Source organism: Bacillus sp. FAU20 (assembly GCF_056033865.1).
This window is the reverse complement of sequence record NZ_JBVYHY010000011.1, coordinates 279,185-299,078: the sequence shown is the minus strand read 5'-3', so window position 1 is coordinate 299,078 and position 19,894 is coordinate 279,185. Positions and strand designations below refer to the sequence as shown.

At 33.3% G+C, this 19,894-nt stretch carries 15 protein-coding genes and 3 pseudogenes; 4 read left to right on the top strand and 14 right to left on the bottom strand.

What is annotated here, in order from left to right; genetic code table 11:
- Window positions 1-293: 293 nt before the first annotated feature.
- From AC0OM3_RS09895 to AC0OM3_RS09870, 6 genes are all read right to left on the bottom strand, one after another.
- On the bottom strand, window positions 294-635 hold the full coding sequence (locus tag AC0OM3_RS09895) for a YolD-like family protein (protein ID WP_000800255.1): 342 nt from the start codon (window positions 633-635) through the stop codon (window positions 294-296).
- Window positions 632-1,897 (bottom strand): Y-family DNA polymerase, encoded by a 1,266-nt coding sequence (locus AC0OM3_RS09890; protein WP_000272622.1) that lies wholly within the window; start codon window positions 1,895-1,897, stop codon window positions 632-634. The genes AC0OM3_RS09895 and AC0OM3_RS09890 overlap by 4 nt, the downstream gene beginning before the upstream one ends.
- A gap of 772 nt (window positions 1,898-2,669) precedes the next feature.
- The gene (locus tag AC0OM3_RS09885; protein WP_474211791.1) at window positions 2,670-3,893 is read right to left on the bottom strand and encodes a serine hydrolase domain-containing protein; all 1,224 of its coding nucleotides are present in this window, start codon (window positions 3,891-3,893) and stop codon (window positions 2,670-2,672) included.
- A 437-nt stretch (window positions 3,894-4,330) separates the two neighbouring features.
- On the bottom strand, window positions 4,331-5,662 hold the full coding sequence (locus AC0OM3_RS09880) for an erythromycin esterase family protein (RefSeq protein WP_000726825.1): 1,332 nt from the start codon (window positions 5,660-5,662) through the stop codon (window positions 4,331-4,333).
- Between the two features lie 509 nt (window positions 5,663-6,171).
- Window positions 6,172-7,761 carry a bifunctional metallophosphatase/5'-nucleotidase gene (locus tag AC0OM3_RS09875; RefSeq protein ID WP_046946076.1) on the bottom strand — a complete coding sequence of 530 codons (1,590 nt, stop codon included), beginning with the start codon at window positions 7,759-7,761 and terminating at the stop codon, window positions 6,172-6,174.
- 387 nt (window positions 7,762-8,148) lie between these two features.
- Entirely contained in the window at window positions 8,149-8,985 is an 837-nt protein-coding gene (locus AC0OM3_RS09870) for an alpha/beta fold hydrolase (RefSeq protein ID WP_001074309.1), read from the bottom strand.
- A gap of 503 nt (window positions 8,986-9,488) precedes the next feature.
- Here AC0OM3_RS09870 and ycaC point away from each other — a divergent pair.
- Together ycaC and AC0OM3_RS09860 are read left to right on the top strand one after the other, a co-directional pair.
- Entirely contained in the window at window positions 9,489-10,133 is a 645-nt protein-coding gene (ycaC, locus tag AC0OM3_RS09865) for an isochorismate family cysteine hydrolase YcaC (RefSeq protein ID WP_000129304.1), read from the top strand.
- Between the two features lie 18 nt (window positions 10,134-10,151).
- Window positions 10,152-10,829: pseudogene (locus AC0OM3_RS09860) on the top strand (amidohydrolase family protein); the annotation flags it as partial.
- 317 nt (window positions 10,830-11,146) lie between these two features.
- Here AC0OM3_RS09860 and AC0OM3_RS09855 read toward each other — a convergent pair.
- The 6 genes and pseudogenes from AC0OM3_RS09855 to AC0OM3_RS09830 all read right to left on the bottom strand — a co-directional run bounded on the left by AC0OM3_RS09855 (window position 11,147) and on the right by AC0OM3_RS09830 (window position 16,250).
- Window positions 11,147-12,025, bottom strand: a complete 879-nt coding sequence (locus tag AC0OM3_RS09855; RefSeq protein ID WP_474211610.1) for a LysR family transcriptional regulator — start codon at window positions 12,023-12,025, stop codon at window positions 11,147-11,149.
- Window positions 12,026-12,244: 219 nt separating this feature from the next.
- A pseudogene (locus AC0OM3_RS09850) lies at window positions 12,245-12,614 on the bottom strand (MarR family transcriptional regulator).
- Window positions 12,615-13,073: 459 nt separating this feature from the next.
- Window positions 13,074-14,024 (bottom strand): magnesium transporter CorA family protein, encoded by a 951-nt coding sequence (locus tag AC0OM3_RS09845; protein ID WP_000388920.1) that lies wholly within the window; start codon window positions 14,022-14,024, stop codon window positions 13,074-13,076.
- Window positions 14,025-14,315: 291 nt separating this feature from the next.
- Window positions 14,316-15,341 (bottom strand): ParM/StbA family protein, encoded by a 1,026-nt coding sequence (locus tag AC0OM3_RS09840; RefSeq protein ID WP_000839438.1) that lies wholly within the window; start codon window positions 15,339-15,341, stop codon window positions 14,316-14,318.
- 35 nt (window positions 15,342-15,376) lie between these two features.
- Window positions 15,377-15,778 carry a hypothetical protein gene (locus AC0OM3_RS09835; RefSeq protein ID WP_000683207.1) on the bottom strand — a complete coding sequence of 134 codons (402 nt, stop codon included), beginning with the start codon at window positions 15,776-15,778 and terminating at the stop codon, window positions 15,377-15,379.
- An 85-nt stretch (window positions 15,779-15,863) separates the two neighbouring features.
- Entirely contained in the window at window positions 15,864-16,250 is a 387-nt protein-coding gene (locus AC0OM3_RS09830) for a YflT domain-containing protein (protein ID WP_000277579.1), read from the bottom strand.
- Window positions 16,251-16,362: 112 nt separating this feature from the next.
- Between AC0OM3_RS09830 and AC0OM3_RS09825 the strand changes: the two are divergent.
- Window positions 16,363-16,515: pseudogene (locus tag AC0OM3_RS09825) on the top strand (acyl dehydratase).
- Window positions 16,516-16,631: 116 nt separating this feature from the next.
- Here AC0OM3_RS09825 and AC0OM3_RS09820 read toward each other — a convergent pair.
- Window positions 16,632-18,170: an alpha/beta hydrolase gene (locus tag AC0OM3_RS09820; protein ID WP_000516855.1), complete on the bottom strand. Its 1,539-nt coding sequence runs from the start codon at window positions 18,168-18,170 to the stop codon at window positions 16,632-16,634.
- A 554-nt stretch (window positions 18,171-18,724) separates the two neighbouring features.
- Between AC0OM3_RS09820 and AC0OM3_RS09815 the strand changes: the two genes are divergently transcribed.
- The gene (locus AC0OM3_RS09815) at window positions 18,725-19,090 is read left to right on the top strand and encodes a YxeA family protein (RefSeq protein ID WP_061884351.1); all 366 of its coding nucleotides are present in this window, start codon (window positions 18,725-18,727) and stop codon (window positions 19,088-19,090) included.
- Between the two features lie 88 nt (window positions 19,091-19,178).
- On the opposite strand, the gene AC0OM3_RS09810 is transcribed toward AC0OM3_RS09815, so the two are convergent.
- Entirely contained in the window at window positions 19,179-19,889 is a 711-nt protein-coding gene (locus AC0OM3_RS09810; protein ID WP_061884352.1) for an alpha/beta hydrolase, read from the bottom strand.
- Window positions 19,890-19,894 lie beyond the last annotated feature (5 nt).

Here is a 19,894-nt window from a genome sequence, read left to right as displayed (position 1 = left end):
GTCATTAAGTCTTTTCTTAATTATATCTATTAGTATCTAAAACGGCTTTTTCTAAATAAATATCGCACCCTCTAACAACTGATATGCATAATTTTAAGAAACCCTATAACTGCTGTTAATGTTAATGCTAATTCTATTGTTAACGGGGGGTGTTTCCCCACATTCTTTCATCTAAAATGCAACTATCGTCAATGGTAATAAAGGGTATCTTATTTTTAGTATAAGCCTAATACTGTAACTGACCTTTCTATGCAGTAGGCTAAAAAAATACGCCTGCTGCATAGAAATATACTTTAATCAATCTCAATTACATCAAAAAACTTAAAAGTGCGCTTATTACAAAAAGCATCCGTACAAGTGATCGTCTCCATTAATGGATTAATATCCACTACTGTTATGTAATTTTTATATAAATAACCATCTTTATAATATGTAAGTAAAACCTCTTCCTCACCTAAAAATGAAATTAATAGCTTATTTTCAATCATTTCTTTTGCATCTTGCGTTACAGTTGGACGCGAGGCTTTCGTTTGCTCCTTTACCATTTCTTTAATAACTGCGAACTGCTCCGGCATACTGGCAAACGGTTGCCACTTTACCATACCTCTTCCTTTTGGCATATTAACATTCTTCACGATTTGTGCCCTCCTAATAATGTATTTCTATATCTTGCTGTTGCGACGCTTGTGTAAGAAACACCTCGTAAAATACTATTCTTACCAAATCGTGTTCGAATTTCGTCCATAACTTTCGTTAATCGTATTTCTTTTTCTCTTTGTATAATGTTATCGAAAAGCGAAATTTGCTCTTCCCCTTCATTAATAAGGTTTGTTAATGAAACACTTACTGATCGAATCGGCTCTCCTGTATGGCGTTCATATAAAAAATATGTACAAACATTATAAATATCCATCGTTAAGTTTGTTGCTCTATTTAACGTATGTACCTTTTTTATTCCCTCACCGTATTCCTTACTATATCCAACTGAAAAATGAATTGTTTGCGCGCATTTCTTTTCTCGTCTCAACCTATAACAAACCTCTTCTATATGCTCTAATAAAATAACTATGAACTCTTCTATCGAATAATTACGCAATAATATTTGGCTTTTCGCTATAGATGTTGTTGCTGGAACGTATTTTTCTGCTATTCTACTAAAATCAATTCCGTTACTATGTAGATGTAATTCTTCTCCTATTACACCGAATGATTGCTTTAAATATTTCAAAGGATACTGAGCTAATTCTCCAATGGTATGTATACCTTTTCGATTCAATTTCATCTCTGTTTTATACGATATACCCCAAAATTTACTGAGCGGTCTAATACTCCATAACTTCTCGGGTATATCGTCATACGTCCACTGCGCTATTCCATCCCTATTCTTCTTCGCTTCTACATCCATCGCTACTTTACTTAATAATAAATTAGGCCCTATACCAATCGTACTTTCAATCCTTGTACGTTCATATATTTCTCGCTTGAACTTTAATGCGAATTCGCGCGGATTACTGGCAAACAAATGAATACTTGCAGTCATATCCATAAAAAATTCATCGATACTATATTGATGAAAATCTTCCGGCGCGACATACTGCAAAGCCAAACCCGTTATGAAAGTTGAACATTTCATATACGTATGCATAATTGGATTCACAATAATAATATCTGGTCGCTTCGGTATTTCGTACAAACGAGCCATCTTCTTTATTCCTAACGCTTTTAATGGCGGTGTTGCTGCTAATACAATTGATCCGCTCTGGTTCACATCCCCTACGACAGCCAATTTTGTATATCTTGGATCAAGTCCTTTTTTAATACATGATACGCTTGCATAAAAGCTACGAAGGTCTACACAAAGAATAATACGATTCGGTAAAAGAGAATAATCATACAAGGTTATCACTCCCAACAAAAGAACATTCGTTCTTATTATATACAAACTTACGTTCTTTTCAAAGGTATTTCTATGAAAATTTTGGTTAAAATGACCGGGCTTTAAAAATCTAAAAAATACTTAAGAGCCCTACAATATTCAAATACCATTTTCACCATTAGGGGATGGCACTGTATTTAGTTCTAAAAAAATCTCACTTAATGCATACTCGGTAATATATATATAATAATAAGAATAATATCTATGCACTATCAATCACGGTGGGAAAAACTATGCATACAAAACAGCTAGAATTTCAAGTAACTCATGAACATAAAAACTACTAAAATTCACTTCAGCCTTCATGTCTCTAATTCATATATTCTTCTAAATTTATTCTCAGCAAAACCTCCTACATAACGCCTGTGCCAAGATTCATCTGCATAACTAGTTACATTCTCCTTTTTTCTATTATTAATAGCTTAGTAATAATGGCTGTTAAACAGCAAAAGTGCGAAGTCATAAATTAGACTTCGCACCTTATACAAATTTATAATCAGTGACGATACCAACACAAATGCAATAATGTATACATAATAATCACTCATTATATCTGTTACTTTTTTAATCGGCTGGAGAGAATAGAATATATAAACAAATCCTTTTACTTAGCAATCTCTCATTATTGGTTTGATTATTTCTAGATACTTAATGCCCCCCTATACTCATTTCAAGTGTTAATCCATTCCTATTGAAATTGCAAATGATAAATTTATCCAGTTTTCCTTTTTGTCTACTTGCTAAATTCAGCAAGTAAAATGTTTTTAAAAAATTCCGGGTTATTAATGTTTAAACTGTTCGAATTGATAGCGAGTGTATGTTTACCTCCAAGTGTTCCACCAACAAAAGTGGAAAACCCTGGAACGGCACCTCTGTGTCCCCATACCGAGACACCGTTCGAAAGCTTAATTTCAAGGATTCCAAGACCATATCCAGTTCCCTCTCTATTTGTAGGAACTGTAGTAAGCATTTGTTTTAGTTGCTGTTCCTTCAGTAATTTGCCACCTAGTAAGTAAGAGAAGAATTTGTTTAAGTCGTCAGCAGTAGAAATCATATCTCCATCCGAGCTACCTGGGTTAATATAAGTAACGTCTTTTAGCTCACTCGCTCCGTCTAGTTGCAAATAGCCACGTGCATGCTTGGTACCTGGAATCACGCTTGAATTGCCAGGTAGAAATGTATTTGACAAATCAAGCGGTTCAATAATCCGATTTTCAACCTCTTCGGCATAACTGTTGCCAGTTACTTTTTCAATAAGGATTCCCAGTAATACGTATCCTGTGTTTGAATAAGACCAACCCTTTCCTGGTGCAAAGTCTGGGGGAAGTGAAATCCCCATCTTTACGAATTCTTCAGCCGTGTACGATTTTTTTATATCCGTTATATCAAAGTCTTTTGAATTTATATAGTCAGCAATACCACTTGTATGATTCAATATTTGCCGGATAGTAATCTGGTTACCATCATATCCGTTTCCTTGAATGACACCAGGCAACCATTTTTCAATGGAGTCGTCTAGATTCAAACGATTCTCTCCAGATAATTGAAGTAGAGTCGTTGCAATGAACGTTTTCGTCACACTGCCAATGCGAAAGCGAAAATCTGCTTTCATTGGTCTCTTAGTTTTCAGATCCGCTACCCCAGTGGTATAACTCCAAGTTTTACCACCCTTAGAAATTTGAGCGAGTATTCCCGGGTATCCAAGTTGCAGTTCATCCCGTATTGCTTTCTTAACGGAAGTACGATCGCTTTTCGTACTTGTTTGTAACGAACTAGATACATTTTGCGTAGATTCTGCTTTTACAATTGATGTTGGTGTTATGTATAACAGGGAACTTCCACCTATTAAAAGTGCTAGACTTGCACATGTAATTTTACTGCGTGTTTTCATAAAGAATTCCTCTCTTCTATTTAAATTATATAGATAGTTAATAGCAGTGTCATATACGAACCACACAGCTATCCATTCTCTCAATGATGAAAAGGCAACAATGCATTTGCAATCATTGTACTCATTATTTTCACAAAACACTCTTGTTACTGATTATTTGTTTTATATGTAGGCCGTACTTGTTCCCCCCTTCACGCCTCCTTATATTTTTATCCTACACAATGAAAATCTCTTTTTCCTTACCTATTCCTTACAAATTCCTTACATACAAAATCACTTCTACAATAGGATCGAAGTAGCATCTGTGCCCAAAAGCGCAAAAAACACCGATGCTTTTCGCTTCAGTGTTTTTTGCGCTTTACATATTGAAGATTCGTTTTACTCTTAACAGGTTAAACTGCTGATTTTTTCTAATACGATTATTCTTCTTGCTATATAAAACAAATTTCATAGTGTTATATGAAACACTTCTCAAGTTGTCATTAAGGTACATTATTCTAAATTTATTGATGTAGTTGAGATGGACTCACTTTTTGAATTTGAACAAGTATATCAAACGTTTTACCTAATGATATATCAACAGTTTTTGGTATATCAGGCCCTTCGGTAGTTATTCCAGCGAAAATTGGATGTTGTTCGTTTAACCAAGTTTTTGTCACGCCGTTCGCCTTACGTAAATCAATAAAAAATTGATCTTTTTTGACCTGTCCAAAAATGTAGTTATAACTGTTTGGATCATCCGATTTTAATGTTCCATATGGGCCAAATTCACCATTGCTATTCTTGACATTGTATTGTCCTTCATAAACTGACGTTCCAATAGATACGTATCTTTTTCCGTAATATTCTGTCAAATGCTGCCCAGCTACTTTAGGATATATAAAAGGAAGCATATTTGTTTTCGAAACGTGTCCATTATGTCCCCATACAATGGTTTTCCCTAAATGTTCTTCAGTCCACTTCGCATTTTCATACATTGCAATATCATGTTTCAAATAAAAATCCGCTGGTTTATCAGGAGGTGTCGCTAACATTGTAGTAAACTGTTCAATAATACGAGCATTTTGCTTTATCCATGCAAACTCTTTAGATTTTCCATTTAAATAGCTTTTATTTCCCTCTAATAAAGCACTAATTTGTTTAGCATCTAAAACATACTTTTCTTTTTCTTCTTTCGTAAGGCTTTCAAAAGTATTCATATCCTTTGTTACAGGAATAAGATCTTTTATCTTCTCTTCTACTCTAGGCAACAGTTTTGAATTGTTCGCTTTAATATATTCTATTATGCTATTATAGACATTCTCGTTTACTGATTGAATGTCCATCCCAATGATACGTACTTTCGATTTATGTTTTGGATTAGCATTATATTGCCGAATCCAATCAAGTAAATCTAGCATTTCTTTCGTCTTAAATGTAGGTGATAAATGTTGGCTTGGGTTTCCCTTTCCAGTAAGAACATATCGATCAAGTTCCAAAGCTCTGTCCCATCCCTCTTCTAAAACTAAGTTGGTAAAGCCCTTTTCAGATACTAAATACTTAACAATGCGGTGTTTCATTGTAAAAATCTCATGAGCCCCATGCGTAGCTTCACCTAAACCTACAATTGAAGCTGAACCTATCATATTCTTAAGTGGTTTCAAATCATTAAGAGATGCAGTTGGATTAGTTGTTTTTAAAGGCTTTGCATGTGCTTCTAACCATTTCACTATTTGATTTATATTGTAGGGAGCTGTAACAGAAACCTCTGTTTTCGAATCTGCATAAGTATTTCCTACAAAATGAGTCATTGTTATAGCAGAAGCAACAATTGCAATAATTATTTTCTTTTTCATAAAAAACCTCCTGAAATATTTACTTATAGCTTTTTGACATACTCTGCCAACTTCCATTTAAAACATTCATTTTCTTATTACTGTTAAGATACATTTATTCTAATTCCTAAAACTCACTTATTTCTTAATAGGTTCTTAAGAAATTCTTAATTCACTTATACGAATATAAAACTACATAAGCTTCAATCCATTGTAGTGTAAATTCCTCATTGCATAACATTATAATGTATAGATATTCGTTATAAATGATGTTATCTAAAGTATTCAATTTCAGTATGTATTATTAACGTGGTTAATATGAAGTTCCAAATTTTGATTGTTTGTAGTCTCTTTATCATAGAGTTAATTTAGGGGTTATTTTTTGTTCACTTCATTTTTTTCGGTACTCTGCATCTAGACGGTATACCCATTGGCCACAGTTAGACTATTTCAAATCAAAAAAATAGATTACCTGCACACTAAAGAGTATAGCGCACAGGTAATCTAGTTGTTTTTGAGATTAATAAAAACTAATTTATTTGTTGAATTCTTCCATCGATAATAGACTGAATTGGTTCTTTTGATTTTTTTATATAATCTACTAATGCTTCAAAATCAGTTGGTCCTGTTTCAGCATCTTTACCGTTTTTAAAGGATACAAATCCATCTCCACCTGAAGCTAGAAATGCGTTAGCAACGACGCTGTAAGTTTTAGAAGGAATGATTTCTTCTCCATTTGTTAAGCGAATACTTGTTACTTTTTCTCCATTAGGCTTGTTCGCATCCCAAGTGTATTGGATACCTGAAATTTGAAGCATTCTTGTTATATCTTTTTGCCATTGTTGATTTAAAATATCACGAATGTCTTGACCTGTTAAATTTATTTTTATTAATTGATTTCCGAATGGTTGAATACCATATATCTCTCCCCATGTAATATCACCAGCATCTAAGTCATTACGAATACCACCAGGATTCATAAGTGCAATTTGAGATTGCATTGTTGCACGCTGGGCATCAGCAACTAAATTTCCGAGAGTAGATTCACCAGCCGTATTGAGTTTACGATCTAGTGGAGCAATAGACTTACCTACAACTTCATTAACAAGAGGTGCGATTTTTGCTTGATATTTCTCCATCTTCTTCTTTATTTTTTTATCAGGCTCCATGCCTTCATGGTAAGTTGTAACAATTTCTGCTTTTTTCTCAACAATATCTTGTGTCTTACGATCAATCTTTACATCAACATCAGCAAAAGCCATACCATAAGAATTTGCTTGTACGACAAGTTTATTATTAACAGTTCCATTTACATAAGTGTGGCTATGCCCACCAAAAATAACATCGACTTCTGGATCAGTCTCATTTGCTAATCGGACGATATCACCATTTGTTACACCGTTCCCATCTGTTATACCTCCGTTATGCGCAAGAACAACGATAGATTTAACGCCTAGTTTTTTTAATTGCTTTACGGATTTGTTAATAGCTTCAACTTCATCTGTAATTTCTACATTCTTTAGCATAGTAGGCATAACAAGGTTAGGAACATCCGTTGTTACGACTCCGATGAATCCAACAGGAACTCCTTGTACCTTTTTTATAGTGAATGGTGGTAAATATAAACGACCAGTGGATTTATTATAGAAATTTGCGGCAACATATGGGAATTTTGCTCCTTTAAAATTCCCTGTTTTCTCATGGTATCCACCATAAATAAGGCGGTTCATTTCCGCAACACCTTCATCAAATTCATGATTTCCTATCGTTCCAACATCGAATTTCAAATCATTTAGAAATTCAATCGTAGGTTCGTCTTGTAATAATGCTGAAACAGGAGTACTTGCTCCAACAACATCGCCAGCATGTACCTTTAATGTATTCGGATTTTGTTTTTCACGATTACGTAAATAAGCCCCTAAGTACTCAATTCCCCCTGCATCTTTATTGTTAATTTTTTTTACCGTGTCTAGTTGCCCATGAAAATCGTTAATACCGAGCATTTGCACATCTATGTAGCGGTTTGGTTCTGTACTCGCTTGTACTGAAGGCAAAGCAAATACACTAGTAAAAGTAACTGTACTTATTGCTAAAGCAACTGGAATGATTTTTTTCAACATAAAATTTCTCTCCCCTAATAATTAAAATCTGACATAATACGATGTTATTTTAATATATTAAGAGAATTATTTCTATAAAAATTCAACTAATTATAAAAATTAATAAAATTTTATTATTTTCTGACAAAACATTTCTTTTTTTGAGGATTATTCAAAATATTATCTTGATAGTAATATAACAATACTTCTAAGAAATCTAAAAAACTCTAATCAATACATTTTAGCTGTTAAGAAGAATATTCAATCCAAAACTACTGGAGATTTATCAATCTAACATCTCAATATCACCATTTAAAAAGATGCTCCTGGATTTATCCAAGAGCATCTTTTATAAAGCTTTATTTTAACTTGTTTATAAGTTATCAATTAACAATTATATAGTTATAATTAGTCCTTTAAAAATAATAGGAGTGCTTCATTAAATTCTTTGGCATGCGTTGCATTTAGCCCATGTGGACCACCCTTTATTAACGTTACTTTAGAATTAGGAATTGCTTCATGTGTTAATTTCCCACTATATTCAAATGGTACAGTCGCATCTGAATCACCATGAATAATAAGGGTAGGTATATTAACCTTAGCTAAATCGCCTCTGAAGTCTGTTTTGCTGAAAGCAGCGATACAATCTAGTGTTCCTTTAGGTGATGCACCTGCAGCGATATCCCTATTGTAAAGTCGAAATGGTTCACTAACTAAGTCAGTTCGATCTCCAGCAGCAAAAAATCCTTTCGTAAACTCATCAAGGAATGCTAGGCGATCACTTTTTACTCCATTTTCAAATCCTTGAATTGCTACATCATCTAATACACCCTCAGGATGATCTGCTGACTTGTAAAGGAATGGTGGTACAGCTCCTGCAAATACAGCCTTCTCTACTCTATTGGTTCCATATTTCCCAATATACCTAGCTACCTCTCCTCCACCCATAGAAAAACCAACAAGTGTGACATTTTGAAGCTCTAAATGTTCTAATAGTTGATGTAAATCAGAAGTAAAGGTATCATATTCATACCCATCCCACGGCTGAGATGATTTTCCAAATCCTCGACGATCATACGTTATAACTCTGTATCCAGCCTCAACAAGAGCTGGAACTTGGTATTCCCAAGATCGACCACTTAACGGCCAACCATGAATTAGTACAACTGGTTTTCCTGTGCCATGATCCTCATAATATATCTCAATTGGTGCTTGATTTTCGGTTCCTACAGTAATTTTAGCCATGCTTCTACCTCCAAAAAATATTCTAATATGTATCCTTTTCTTCAATAACTCGGATGAATCTCATAACCTATTCATGCACCTTTATGTTGTGAACTCTAAGTATGAAACTCTATTGTTCCAATGCATTCATTTTCTCCTTTTGGAACAATCCCCCCCTCTAATACCTTTTTCATCATAAAATAATTACTGAACATTACTCATATTCAATTGTAATAACAAAAATAGGTGACTATCAATATTGTTCTATCTATAGGATGTATAGGTAAAACCAATCTATTTTATAGTGAAAACAACTATAGTTACGACCTATACAAATTATAGATGATTTAGAATTGATTAATTAATCAGTTTTCAAATACTATAAATTTGTATAGCACTTCATGTTCTGTGAATGCTGCTATAACCAATATTATTGGTCAGCTTAGTTATAAACGAAGAAACTTATGATAGTATTCGACTATTTAAACTTTCTTCGATTACTTAATTTTTAGGAGGAATACATAATGACTGATTTCTATTCTCGTATTAACAAAGATGATGCTGTCGTGCTTTTAGTAGATCATCAAACTGGTCTTATGTCCGGACTAGTACGTGACTATGGTGTTGATGAATTCAAGAACAATGTTCTAGCTCTTGCTCATACTGCTAAGTTTTTTGATTTACCAGTTATTTTAACAACAAGTTTTGAAAACGGGCCTAACGGACCTTTAATGCAAGAATTGGTTGATCTCTTTCCTCATGTACCAAAAATAGCTCGACCTGGACAAATTAACGCATGGGATAATGATGATTTTGTAAAAGCAATCGAAGAAACTGGAAAAAAGCAACTTATCATCGCGGGCGTAGTTACTGACGTTTGTGTTGCTTTCCCTGCACTTTCCGCTATAAAAGCTGGATATGAAGTATTTGCTGTTACTGATGCTTCAGGAACTTTCAGTAAACAAGTAGCAGATGCTGCAAATACTCGTATGGCACATAGTGGTGTGCAACTTATGAACTGGTTTAGCGTAGCTTGCGAATTACAACGTGATTGGCGCAACGATGTCGAAGGTTTTGGCAATTTGCTTGCTAGCAATCTTCCAGGCTATCAAAATATAATTGGAAGCTATATGGGCGCGCAGCGAGATCTTAGTAAACAAAATGCATAAATGTATTTCAAGGAAATAGCTTTAAATGGTGGTATTGCCATCCAAGACCGCATGGCTTTTCAAGGTGAATACTTTGTTGATTTATACGGAAAGGAAGCTGCAAAGCGTACTCCTCCGATTTATCGTATGTTAGACCTAGGTATACCTGTTGGCGCCGGTAGTGATGCAACTAGGGTTTCCAGCTATAACCCTTGGGTCGCTCTTTACTGGATGGTTGCCGAAAAAACCATTGGTGGACTTTCGATATACGATGAAAAAAATAAACTTGATAGAAAAGTAGCCCTGGAATTATATTCAAAAGGAAGTGCGTGGTTCTCTGGTGATGAAGGTAAAAAAGGAACCCTTGCAGTAGGTCAGTTTGCTGATCTTGCTGTATTGTCTGCTGACTACTTTACTTTGCCAGAAGAAGAAATCAAGAACCTTGAATCATTACTCACCATTATGGGTGGGCAGGTTGTTTATGGAAATGATGAATTTAAAAATTTATCACCTGAATTGCCACCAGCATCACCTGATTGGTCACCGACGGGAGTTTATGGTTATGGTGGTGCTAACCTAGCCCACACTATACTTTCTCACGATGCCCATGATCACAAGTTACATAGTTGCAGTAACCCTCTCCATCAACACACTCATACCGTAATAGGAAAAGATGGAACTAAATGGGGTATTGGTTGTACTTGCTTTGCTTTCTAAGTCAAAACCACCGGTATAATGCCGGTGGTATTCTTTATGCAATAAGGATATGTAAAAAGAAATAGCAATATCTCCCTAATGGAATCTATTACTATGTGATAAAATCGAAGAGCTAATTAATTAACTTGACTTATTTTTAACAGCCTTCTCTCATTGCAAAGTCTGCCCTTTTTCCCTTAAGTAAAAGTCAATGATATTCCCATTTGAATCGATCACACCACACATATAAAGCCAATGCCCTTTGACTGTAATTTAGGTCTTCTCCCAAGAATTATGTATCATGTTTAATCCTCACACTATAATCATTATTATTTCTATTATACTAATGCTTTTTCAGGATTATTTAACTTCTGCATAAAGATACGTGCTGCAAAACTTAAAAATTTATCATCAAAGTGGATAAGATTAATATCTTGACTTGGTGTCGGGTCAATAATACGAACTATGCTCAAAGTATCATTATTAACAAAGTTAACCAGTGAAAGAGGTATTATGGCAACCCCATGTCCATTGTATACAAGGCTCAATAGAGAAATAGAAGATTTTGTTTCTATATTTGCTTCAGATAAAGATAACCCTAAACTCTCACAATATATTTTAATAGATTCACGACAACTACATGAAACCATTATTCTACTGAGCCCTACTAATTCTCGAAAAGAAACAAATGTTGTTTCATTCAAAGGATGATTTTTTGGAATGACAAGGACAAGCTCTTCTCTATACAAAAGGGTGCTTGTTAATGTCTCTGGAATTTGAGCACTACGTGTGATGCCTATATCAATATTTTTATCAACGATTTGATTTACAGCAACTTCGGATTCTATAATTTTCACTACGATGTTGGGATAATGTTGTTGAAACTTCATAATATAAGGTGTTAAATAAGTGAGATCCTCTAATAAACCACCTATAGTAATTACCCCTCTTTTTACACCCTTTAATTCAAAAATTTCATTATAAACTTCATCAAATTGTTGCATGATAAATTTTCCTTTATCAAATAGCAGCTTACCCGCTTCTGTCATTTTGATACCTCTTCCAACTCGATGAAACAAAGGTGTATCAAGTTCACCTTCTAACACACGGATTTGTTGGCTTAAAGTCGGCTGTGAAATACCTAGAACTTCCGCAGCTTTAGTAAAACTATTATTATTACAAACTTGAATAAAATACTCTAAATGACGTAATTCCATTCTTGATACCCACTCTCCGCTTTATGAAAGATTTATAATGAAAAGGACGATATATATATCGTTAACATAACAACTATCTTTCTTACTATATCAATTGCAATTACATAATTTATTTACTTTGCATTACAATAAATTTACTACTATTTATTAATTTTTCCTCCTATTTATTTAATTTATATTTAATTAGGATATTACTAAGCAGAAATAACCTCTAAAAACTTACAATTTCTTTGTGTAACATCCTAACTTTTTCAACTGTTTAATTATCATTTTTTCTCCATATAGTCCAAACTATCAAATATTTGCCGAATCCCCCTTTATGCTGAGGAAAAATAGTGTCCATTAATTCAATACCTTCTGAAATATTTGACGCGTACGTGATACTACTACTTGCAAGTAATATTTTGTCTCCAAGTTTTTGTATAAGCTGATCGCTTTTACTGTATAGTAGCTCACGCACTGCAAATTCAGTTGGATTAAGTCCATAATTTTTTATATCCTTTGCAATACATTTAGTGATTGACTGTAATTCCCTTCATAATATAACAAATAACTTTAAATATAGGCTCTCATCGTTAATCACGCTCATAATTCCCAATCCTTTACAAGTTATCTTGAATTCGAGATTTATTATATTATCGTCAAAATATTATGTCAATCATTCATTTTAGCGTTATCAAGCCACTTATAATTTATTTCTCAACATAAGACATATGGAATTAGAAGAAAACAATTGTTACTATATAAGTATCTCAATTACGTTATTTCTTTTAAAGAGAGCTTGTTGTCTAACGCAAGTTCTCTTTTGTCATATTCTAAATTGAATCGGAACAAATTTCAGATGATGAGTCTGCCTATGTATATAATATAGTTTTTAAACAAAGATTAGAGCTCTCTTACAAGAAGGAGAGCTCTAATCTTTCATATAAATATTCACCATTTTTATCATTGCGGGGACATCAAAATTTTAACTTGGTGAGGATATGGCACTACCCCAATTAATAAATATTACTAACCATATATCTATCATATGTTTTATAAAACAAGATTAATTTGATTTAAAAAAAGATTTTTTTTTCTTTACTCGTAATAAATCACCTGTCCATCCTTTTACCCGCATATACAAATACATACCCCCTGTTGTGAAAATAATAAATAAGAGAGCGATTAAATAGCTATATTTCCATTCTAGTTCAGGCATGTATTTAAAATTCATACCCCATAATGCTCCTAAGGCTGTCAAAGGCGTACTCACAGCAGTTAATACAGTAAGAGCTTTCATAATTTCATTCCCACGATGAGAAGAAACAACTTCTTGTAAATGAATCATCGTGTCTAATTCTTCTTGGTACTCTTTAACAAGTTGTAATCCACGCTCTAATTTTACGTGTGTTTGTTTATAACAAAGGGTGCTTGTTAGTTTTTCTAACCAAGCTTCCTCCAATCCTTGTAACACTTCTTGTATTAAGCGAAACACATGTGTGTTCATAAATAATTCATGACGAATATGATAAATCCTTTCTAAAACTGCTATGTTATTATGATGATAAAAATCCCATAATACATTTCTGAAATTGTTTTCAAAATAGTCAACCTTTCGCAAATAATGAGATATAAACATTGATAAGATAGCACATAATCCTTCAGCGGAAGTGTTACAATTTTTTGTACCCATAGGGAAATTATGTATTAATTTTTGGAAGTCCTCTTCCTCTTTTTCCTGAACTGTTATCAGTATTCCATGAGCTACGAAATAATGAAGAAATTTTTGAATTTTGGCCTCCTTTTTATCTTGATCATATAAAAACGAACCATATACACAAGTTTGACTTGGTGATAACGTATAAACATATAATCCATTTTCACAAGGAGAACTTATTTTCTTTACAAATTGAGAGAAATAAGATGTTATATCACGAGGGATTATAGAAGAAAGTTTTTCAAGCTCACTAGTTTTCACATGATACCAACTCCATTTCGTCATTTTTATGCATTCCATATTATTCTTCCTTTCTAAATAGTTTTATGTTTGATCGAATCATATCCGTAATATGAAATTTGTATGTAGGTATTCATATCTTGGAGGAAAAGTGTTTAGATAATAAATGGCATAGGAGGTCTTATTCTTTTAAAAGAAAGACCCCCTATATATTAGTTATTTTTATTCTCAATTTTAAACATTTCCTCTATACAAGCACTTTTTATCTTTTCTTATAAATAATTTATTATATGTGGAAAAGAAGCTACATAATTTGGCACGTCTATTCAACGAACTCCATTTCAGTCGTTATTATAATTTGGATTCATATGCAGATTGATTTGTGATGTCTTCAAATACTTGACTCCCAATAATGTAGTATCCATGAAGTGCAGCCTCTTTCGAAGCGTCTACCATACGGAAAGAAGAAATTTCACCTTGCATTTTTTCAATTCGTTTTTTGTGGAGATCTACTATTCCTCCTGTCCAAATAATAGTATCATACTGTTCTAACTTAAATTGTTCTTGTAATACACGCATGACGTCTTGGAAATGTGCATCCAACTCTTTTTGAATCAAAGTATGAACCTGACTTGTCTCATGATTTTCTTCTCGACATTCATATCCTTTTTCTAATATGTTTGGCATGTCGTTAATATGCAATTGATTACTTTCATCCGTATGATTCTGCACGATATTCTTAATATTTTTCAAAGGCTTGCTACATCCTAGTTCCGTCTCATAATGATTTAAAATGAGATTCTGTTTCATATCTGTCATTTCTAATGTACGAAATCCGCCATCAATAATTAAGATGCGATCTCGTTCCTGAATGATTCCCTCTTTTAAGAAATAGGCATGTAAAGCGACCGGTTGCTGAAGAATCAAAGCATTTTCCACCGTAATATTAATAAATTTCCCATCAATTTGCACGGAAGTTTCTTTTTTTAGTGCACGTTGTAATTGCTCCTGCTGACTACCAAAACAAGTGATGGGAAGCCCGGTAACAACTAGAGGTAACACGACATTTTCTTTATAATCCTTTGCAATGCAACCAAATATTTGTTGTTTAAATCGTTCGCTTTCATAATAATTTTCTATTTCTTCGTCAAATGGAGGAAGAAACGAAGCGTCAGATTGATGTGCTTCATTTCCCATATAGTATGCAAAATCTAAGTCTATAAAACTTACCTTTGTTAAATCTTCACTTTCAGCATGATTAGGTACAGGGGCTAGTGTGGAAGCTTCACTCTTGATCGTCATCTCAGAATCTACATCCTGTCGATATGCCCTTTTGGTAAAGCCAATTCCTACATCAATTGCATACAGAGATTTCATACTTTTTTCCTCACTTTCTATTTTTAGAGTTACATCTAGGCACTCTCTTCTTTCCCTTCTTTCACATATTTCTTTTCATTTTTCGTTTTTTCCCCATCTAAGTTCTTACTATTTTCATTTATTTCGTAATCCTTTTCATCTGTTTTCTTTTTGTTATTTTCGTTCTCTGTTAAGTCTTTAATGGTAGAAATGACAACTGGTGTGGCTGTAAGCAATTGTGGTAATGATTGTTTTGCAACATTAGCTGCAGTTGCAGAGAATTGTTTACTTGTCTCAGTTACCTTCTCTAATGTTTCCTTTATGTTTCCTTCTTGTAGTTTTTCTTTTATGCTTTTTCCTTTTGTTTGTATAGCTTTCCGATTTTCTTTTTTTAATAGGGAGACTATGACTCCGGTCGTAATCCCAATCACAGCATACTTAAATATTGTATGTTTCATTTTTCTCACCCTTCTCTACTTTTATTTTCTTCCATGCTACAACCTAAAACAATTAACTTATCTATTTATCAGATGTTGCAAGCTATTAGAGAGAATGATAGTTTTGCAGCTGCCTATCACTCGCCGTTGGTGTTTCAGCTGTTACTAGGAGTAAAATCTTCCCTTGATCTAATTTTTCTTCATATAAATTAGCTTCCTCCTTCGACAACCCCATTTCTTCCATTTGATTTCGAAGTTCGTCTCCTTTTTTGGAGAAAAAATTGATAATACTTGTGCCCAATCCTTGTTCTTTTACTCCAATCGTATTTGTGTTTGTATCATCTGCAATCTTTTTTGTTATATGTTTTTCATGTGTTAAGACGTAAATGTCATCTTGGTGAATCCCTTGCAATTCTAGCTCTTTTACTTTCATAACTACTTCCTGTTCATTTTGATATTCATAAACCACCGGTTTTCTTTCATTCTTATACATGGTATCTTTCCTCCTTTAGATTTTTTTATTTAGTTGTTATGTAATATGTAATACACCTATTTTAAAGATGTTAAACCTAAATTTTCAAAAAACTTCATACAATAGGTTATTAATGCTTTTGAATATCATAGAAATGTCACGAACACTTTGCTTTGATAACAGTGTTACAAATAACGCTTTGTTTGGAAGGTAAGCCCATTGTTTTATAGAAAATTTCTATTTAAAAAACGTTACAAAAGGAGTACAACATATTTTTTTTCGTTAATTAAATCAAAGGAAAATAAAAAAACACTCTTTTAAAAAGAGTGCTAAAAAACATATAATCTAATAATGTTTCTAGTTTGATGACAGAAAGAAAGTCTTTATTAAAACATATAGTTACTAATTTAATTGCGATTTTCCTTGCACCCAAGCAGCAATATCATTTATAACATACTCAGGAATATTAGCAGGACTATAATATTCATCTGGTTTACTTATTTCTCCATCACCTTCTGTAAAGAAATGATTTAACTTTGGATATAGCTGATAATCAACGTTATCTCGTTCTTTTAATTGTTCTTTCCAAAGAGGAATTTCGATTTTTGATTGAACTTGATAGTCTCTTTCTCCTTGAATAATAAGAAGTGGTGTCTTTTGTTCTTTTGACATTTCTGCTGCTTTAATTTTCCGAATAGAATCCCAAAATACTGCTGATCCTAAGTAAAAATCTTTTGGGGGATTCTGCCCAGAGAAATTGGGATCATTTAATAATTCAAATTGCGATTTGTAGAATTTATATTGATCCAGGTTCATTGCTCCAATAGAAAAAAGATACTCAAATTGATCTAAAACAACGTCTTGGATTGTACGAGCTGGCCCTCCCATTACAATTGCTCCAGCAATATTTTTATTTTGGTCTTTTTCAATCATTTTCGGAAGCATCATTCCACCTTGACTATGACCAAGAATATATATTTGATTCTTATTTATTAGAGGCTCATTTTTAAGAAATTGAGTTACAAGAAGAGCATCATCTGTTGTCTCTTTATCAACTGTATAAAAGGGACTGAATTGTGTTTTCAACCCATGTTCATACGTTCGTTTATTATAGCGAAGGACAGCAATTCCCTTCGATGCAAGACCTTCAGCTAAATCGCGAAATGGTTTTAAAGCAAACGCTGTTTCATCCTGATCAGTTGCTCCTGATCCTTGAACAAGAATAACCGCTGGAAAAGGACCATTTCCTTTTGGAACCGACAATGTTCCTGGTAATGGAAATGCACCACTTCCAACTACTACTTCTTTATCAACAAATGATTCAGGCTTACTATATGATGGACGCTCTGCAACAGGACTAAACGACATGCTGAGTTGAAAATCGTCTATTTTTCCAGATGGATCTAGTTTAATTAGTAAAGGTACAGTCATTTTTTCAAAAACTAATTGAATCTCCACATTTGTATGAACAGGATTTGTCTCTTTTTGTGTAACCTCTCCAATTTCTATAAAAGAACCTGCTTGTAATTGCACTGGGAGTCCCTCCCAATAGCTCTTCAGCCATTCTTTGGATATTATTTTCTGTAATGACCTTGAGGTTAAATCAAATGCAGATTTATAATCTTCACTATTCATATGGCGAATAAATGAAAGAGTAGTAGATATAATAGGATTTTCATCATCTCTTTTGTCTACTTTTTTTATAGTTGTGTTTGCTTCCTTTAATTTCGAAATAAATTGTTGGTTAAACGGATAATTATATGTATCAGGATATAAGCTTGTTTTCAATACTGTCGTATTCCGTCCCTCATACAAATTTGAAGAACTCTTAAAATTTTCAGGTGAAATTACTTCCTCCGCATATGAAACTGAGGGAATTGCTATTGTAAAAATTGCACCGACAAGTAATAACTTATTACTTATTCTTCTTTTCTTACCCATACTTATTGATTCTCCTTTCAAAATTTAAAATTTCTAATACAGTATGCCAACTATAAGGAAAATAAAAATTATCAAAGAGATTAATAATCTATTTTACGATCCCCCCTAACTAATTAAAAATCTATCATTAACAAACTTCAATAAAAAATGCCTTCCCCCTCTTTTTTATCATTGAATTTTCCAAGGACTTAGAAGCACAGCACTAAATTACATGTAACCGACCCATGAGATTCTCTGTTTCAAAAGAAAAAAGCACCCCACTAGATGTTTTCTTTAATTGTTCTCACTATCATTTATTTAGATAATTCTCTTATTACTGTAAGATACATTTATTCTAAATACTAAAACTCACTTATTTCTTGATAGGTTCTTAAGAAATATCAAAAAATAAAGAAAACAAGTTATTTGGTTATTCATTCCGTAAGCTTAATGCTCTATTTAGTTTTTTTCACAAGGTGAAACTTTATTAAAAAAACTTTAAGGAATTTCCCTCTATATTTATAAGAATTTTTTTCTATACTGAATGATGTAAATGAACAAGAGGAGAAACGATAATGAGAAAATTTGTAATTTGCATATTAGGAATAGGCCTCCCTATATACTTACTACCTTTCATATTACGCGGGGATTTAGACAGATTTAATCCGATTGCTGAAGAAAAAAATGTATACGCCGTTGCGAAAGGATATGGTGTTCCAGATTATCATCATAAAGGACGAGCTATGTACACCATAAAAGGTGTTGATGAATCAGGGAATGAGAAAAAATATACAGTAGGAACTAGCACCCCTAATGATTTTATAAGAAAAACTTACTTAAAAATTCATGTGAAAGGAAAGTATGTGTATTCTTACGATATTATTTCTAAAGAGGATATTCCGGAGAAAATAAGGGGACAATTGGAGATAGCAAATAAATAAAAGAGCCAATTCGTACGTTTTGGCTCTTTATTATACTCTCCCATCTACCGTCGGGAAAATTCTTTCGGTAGATTTATTAAATTTGTTATCATTGTTTCAATAACCATTCTTCAATTACTTTCACTGTTTCATCTCGTTGTGCTTTTGACGTAATTAAACTAGCATTATCACCTTTTTGCTCACCATACATGCCAAAATGAGCATGATTGCCCCCTTTTATCATGTGCATAGTTTTATTTTTCGACATTAACTTTTTATTGTTCTCTATTTTTTCTACAGTTGCTAAAGCATCTACTTCCCCATAAATTGATAACATTGGAATCGATTTTGTAGAAAAGTCATCTGCAGGATACGAACCTAAGAAAATGATCCCGTCTACCTTGTCTTCATGTTGGAAGGCATACTTAGAAATCATAGCTCCTCCCATTGAATGCCCTGCAACATACCATTTTTGAACTTCCGGATACTTTTCAATTACACTGTCTACCTCATTTATTCCAAGTATCGCTAAATTTAATGGTAACTTAGGCATTACTACAAAGTGCCCATTTTTTGCAAGAGCTTCTCCTAAGTAACTATAAGCCTCAGCTTCTACTTTAGCTCCTTGATAAAAAATAACCCCTACTTTCGCATCTTTCGCTCCAAAAACGATATGATCTTCATCTTTTTTATCATCTACTAACGACAAAGCCTCTTTCGTCGGTTTATAAGTAAACTGAGACCAAGTCAAAAAAGTAATACTTCCTATAATTAAAATAGCTAGTAAAGAGTACAGCGTAATTTTTATCCATTTCTTCACAAGGA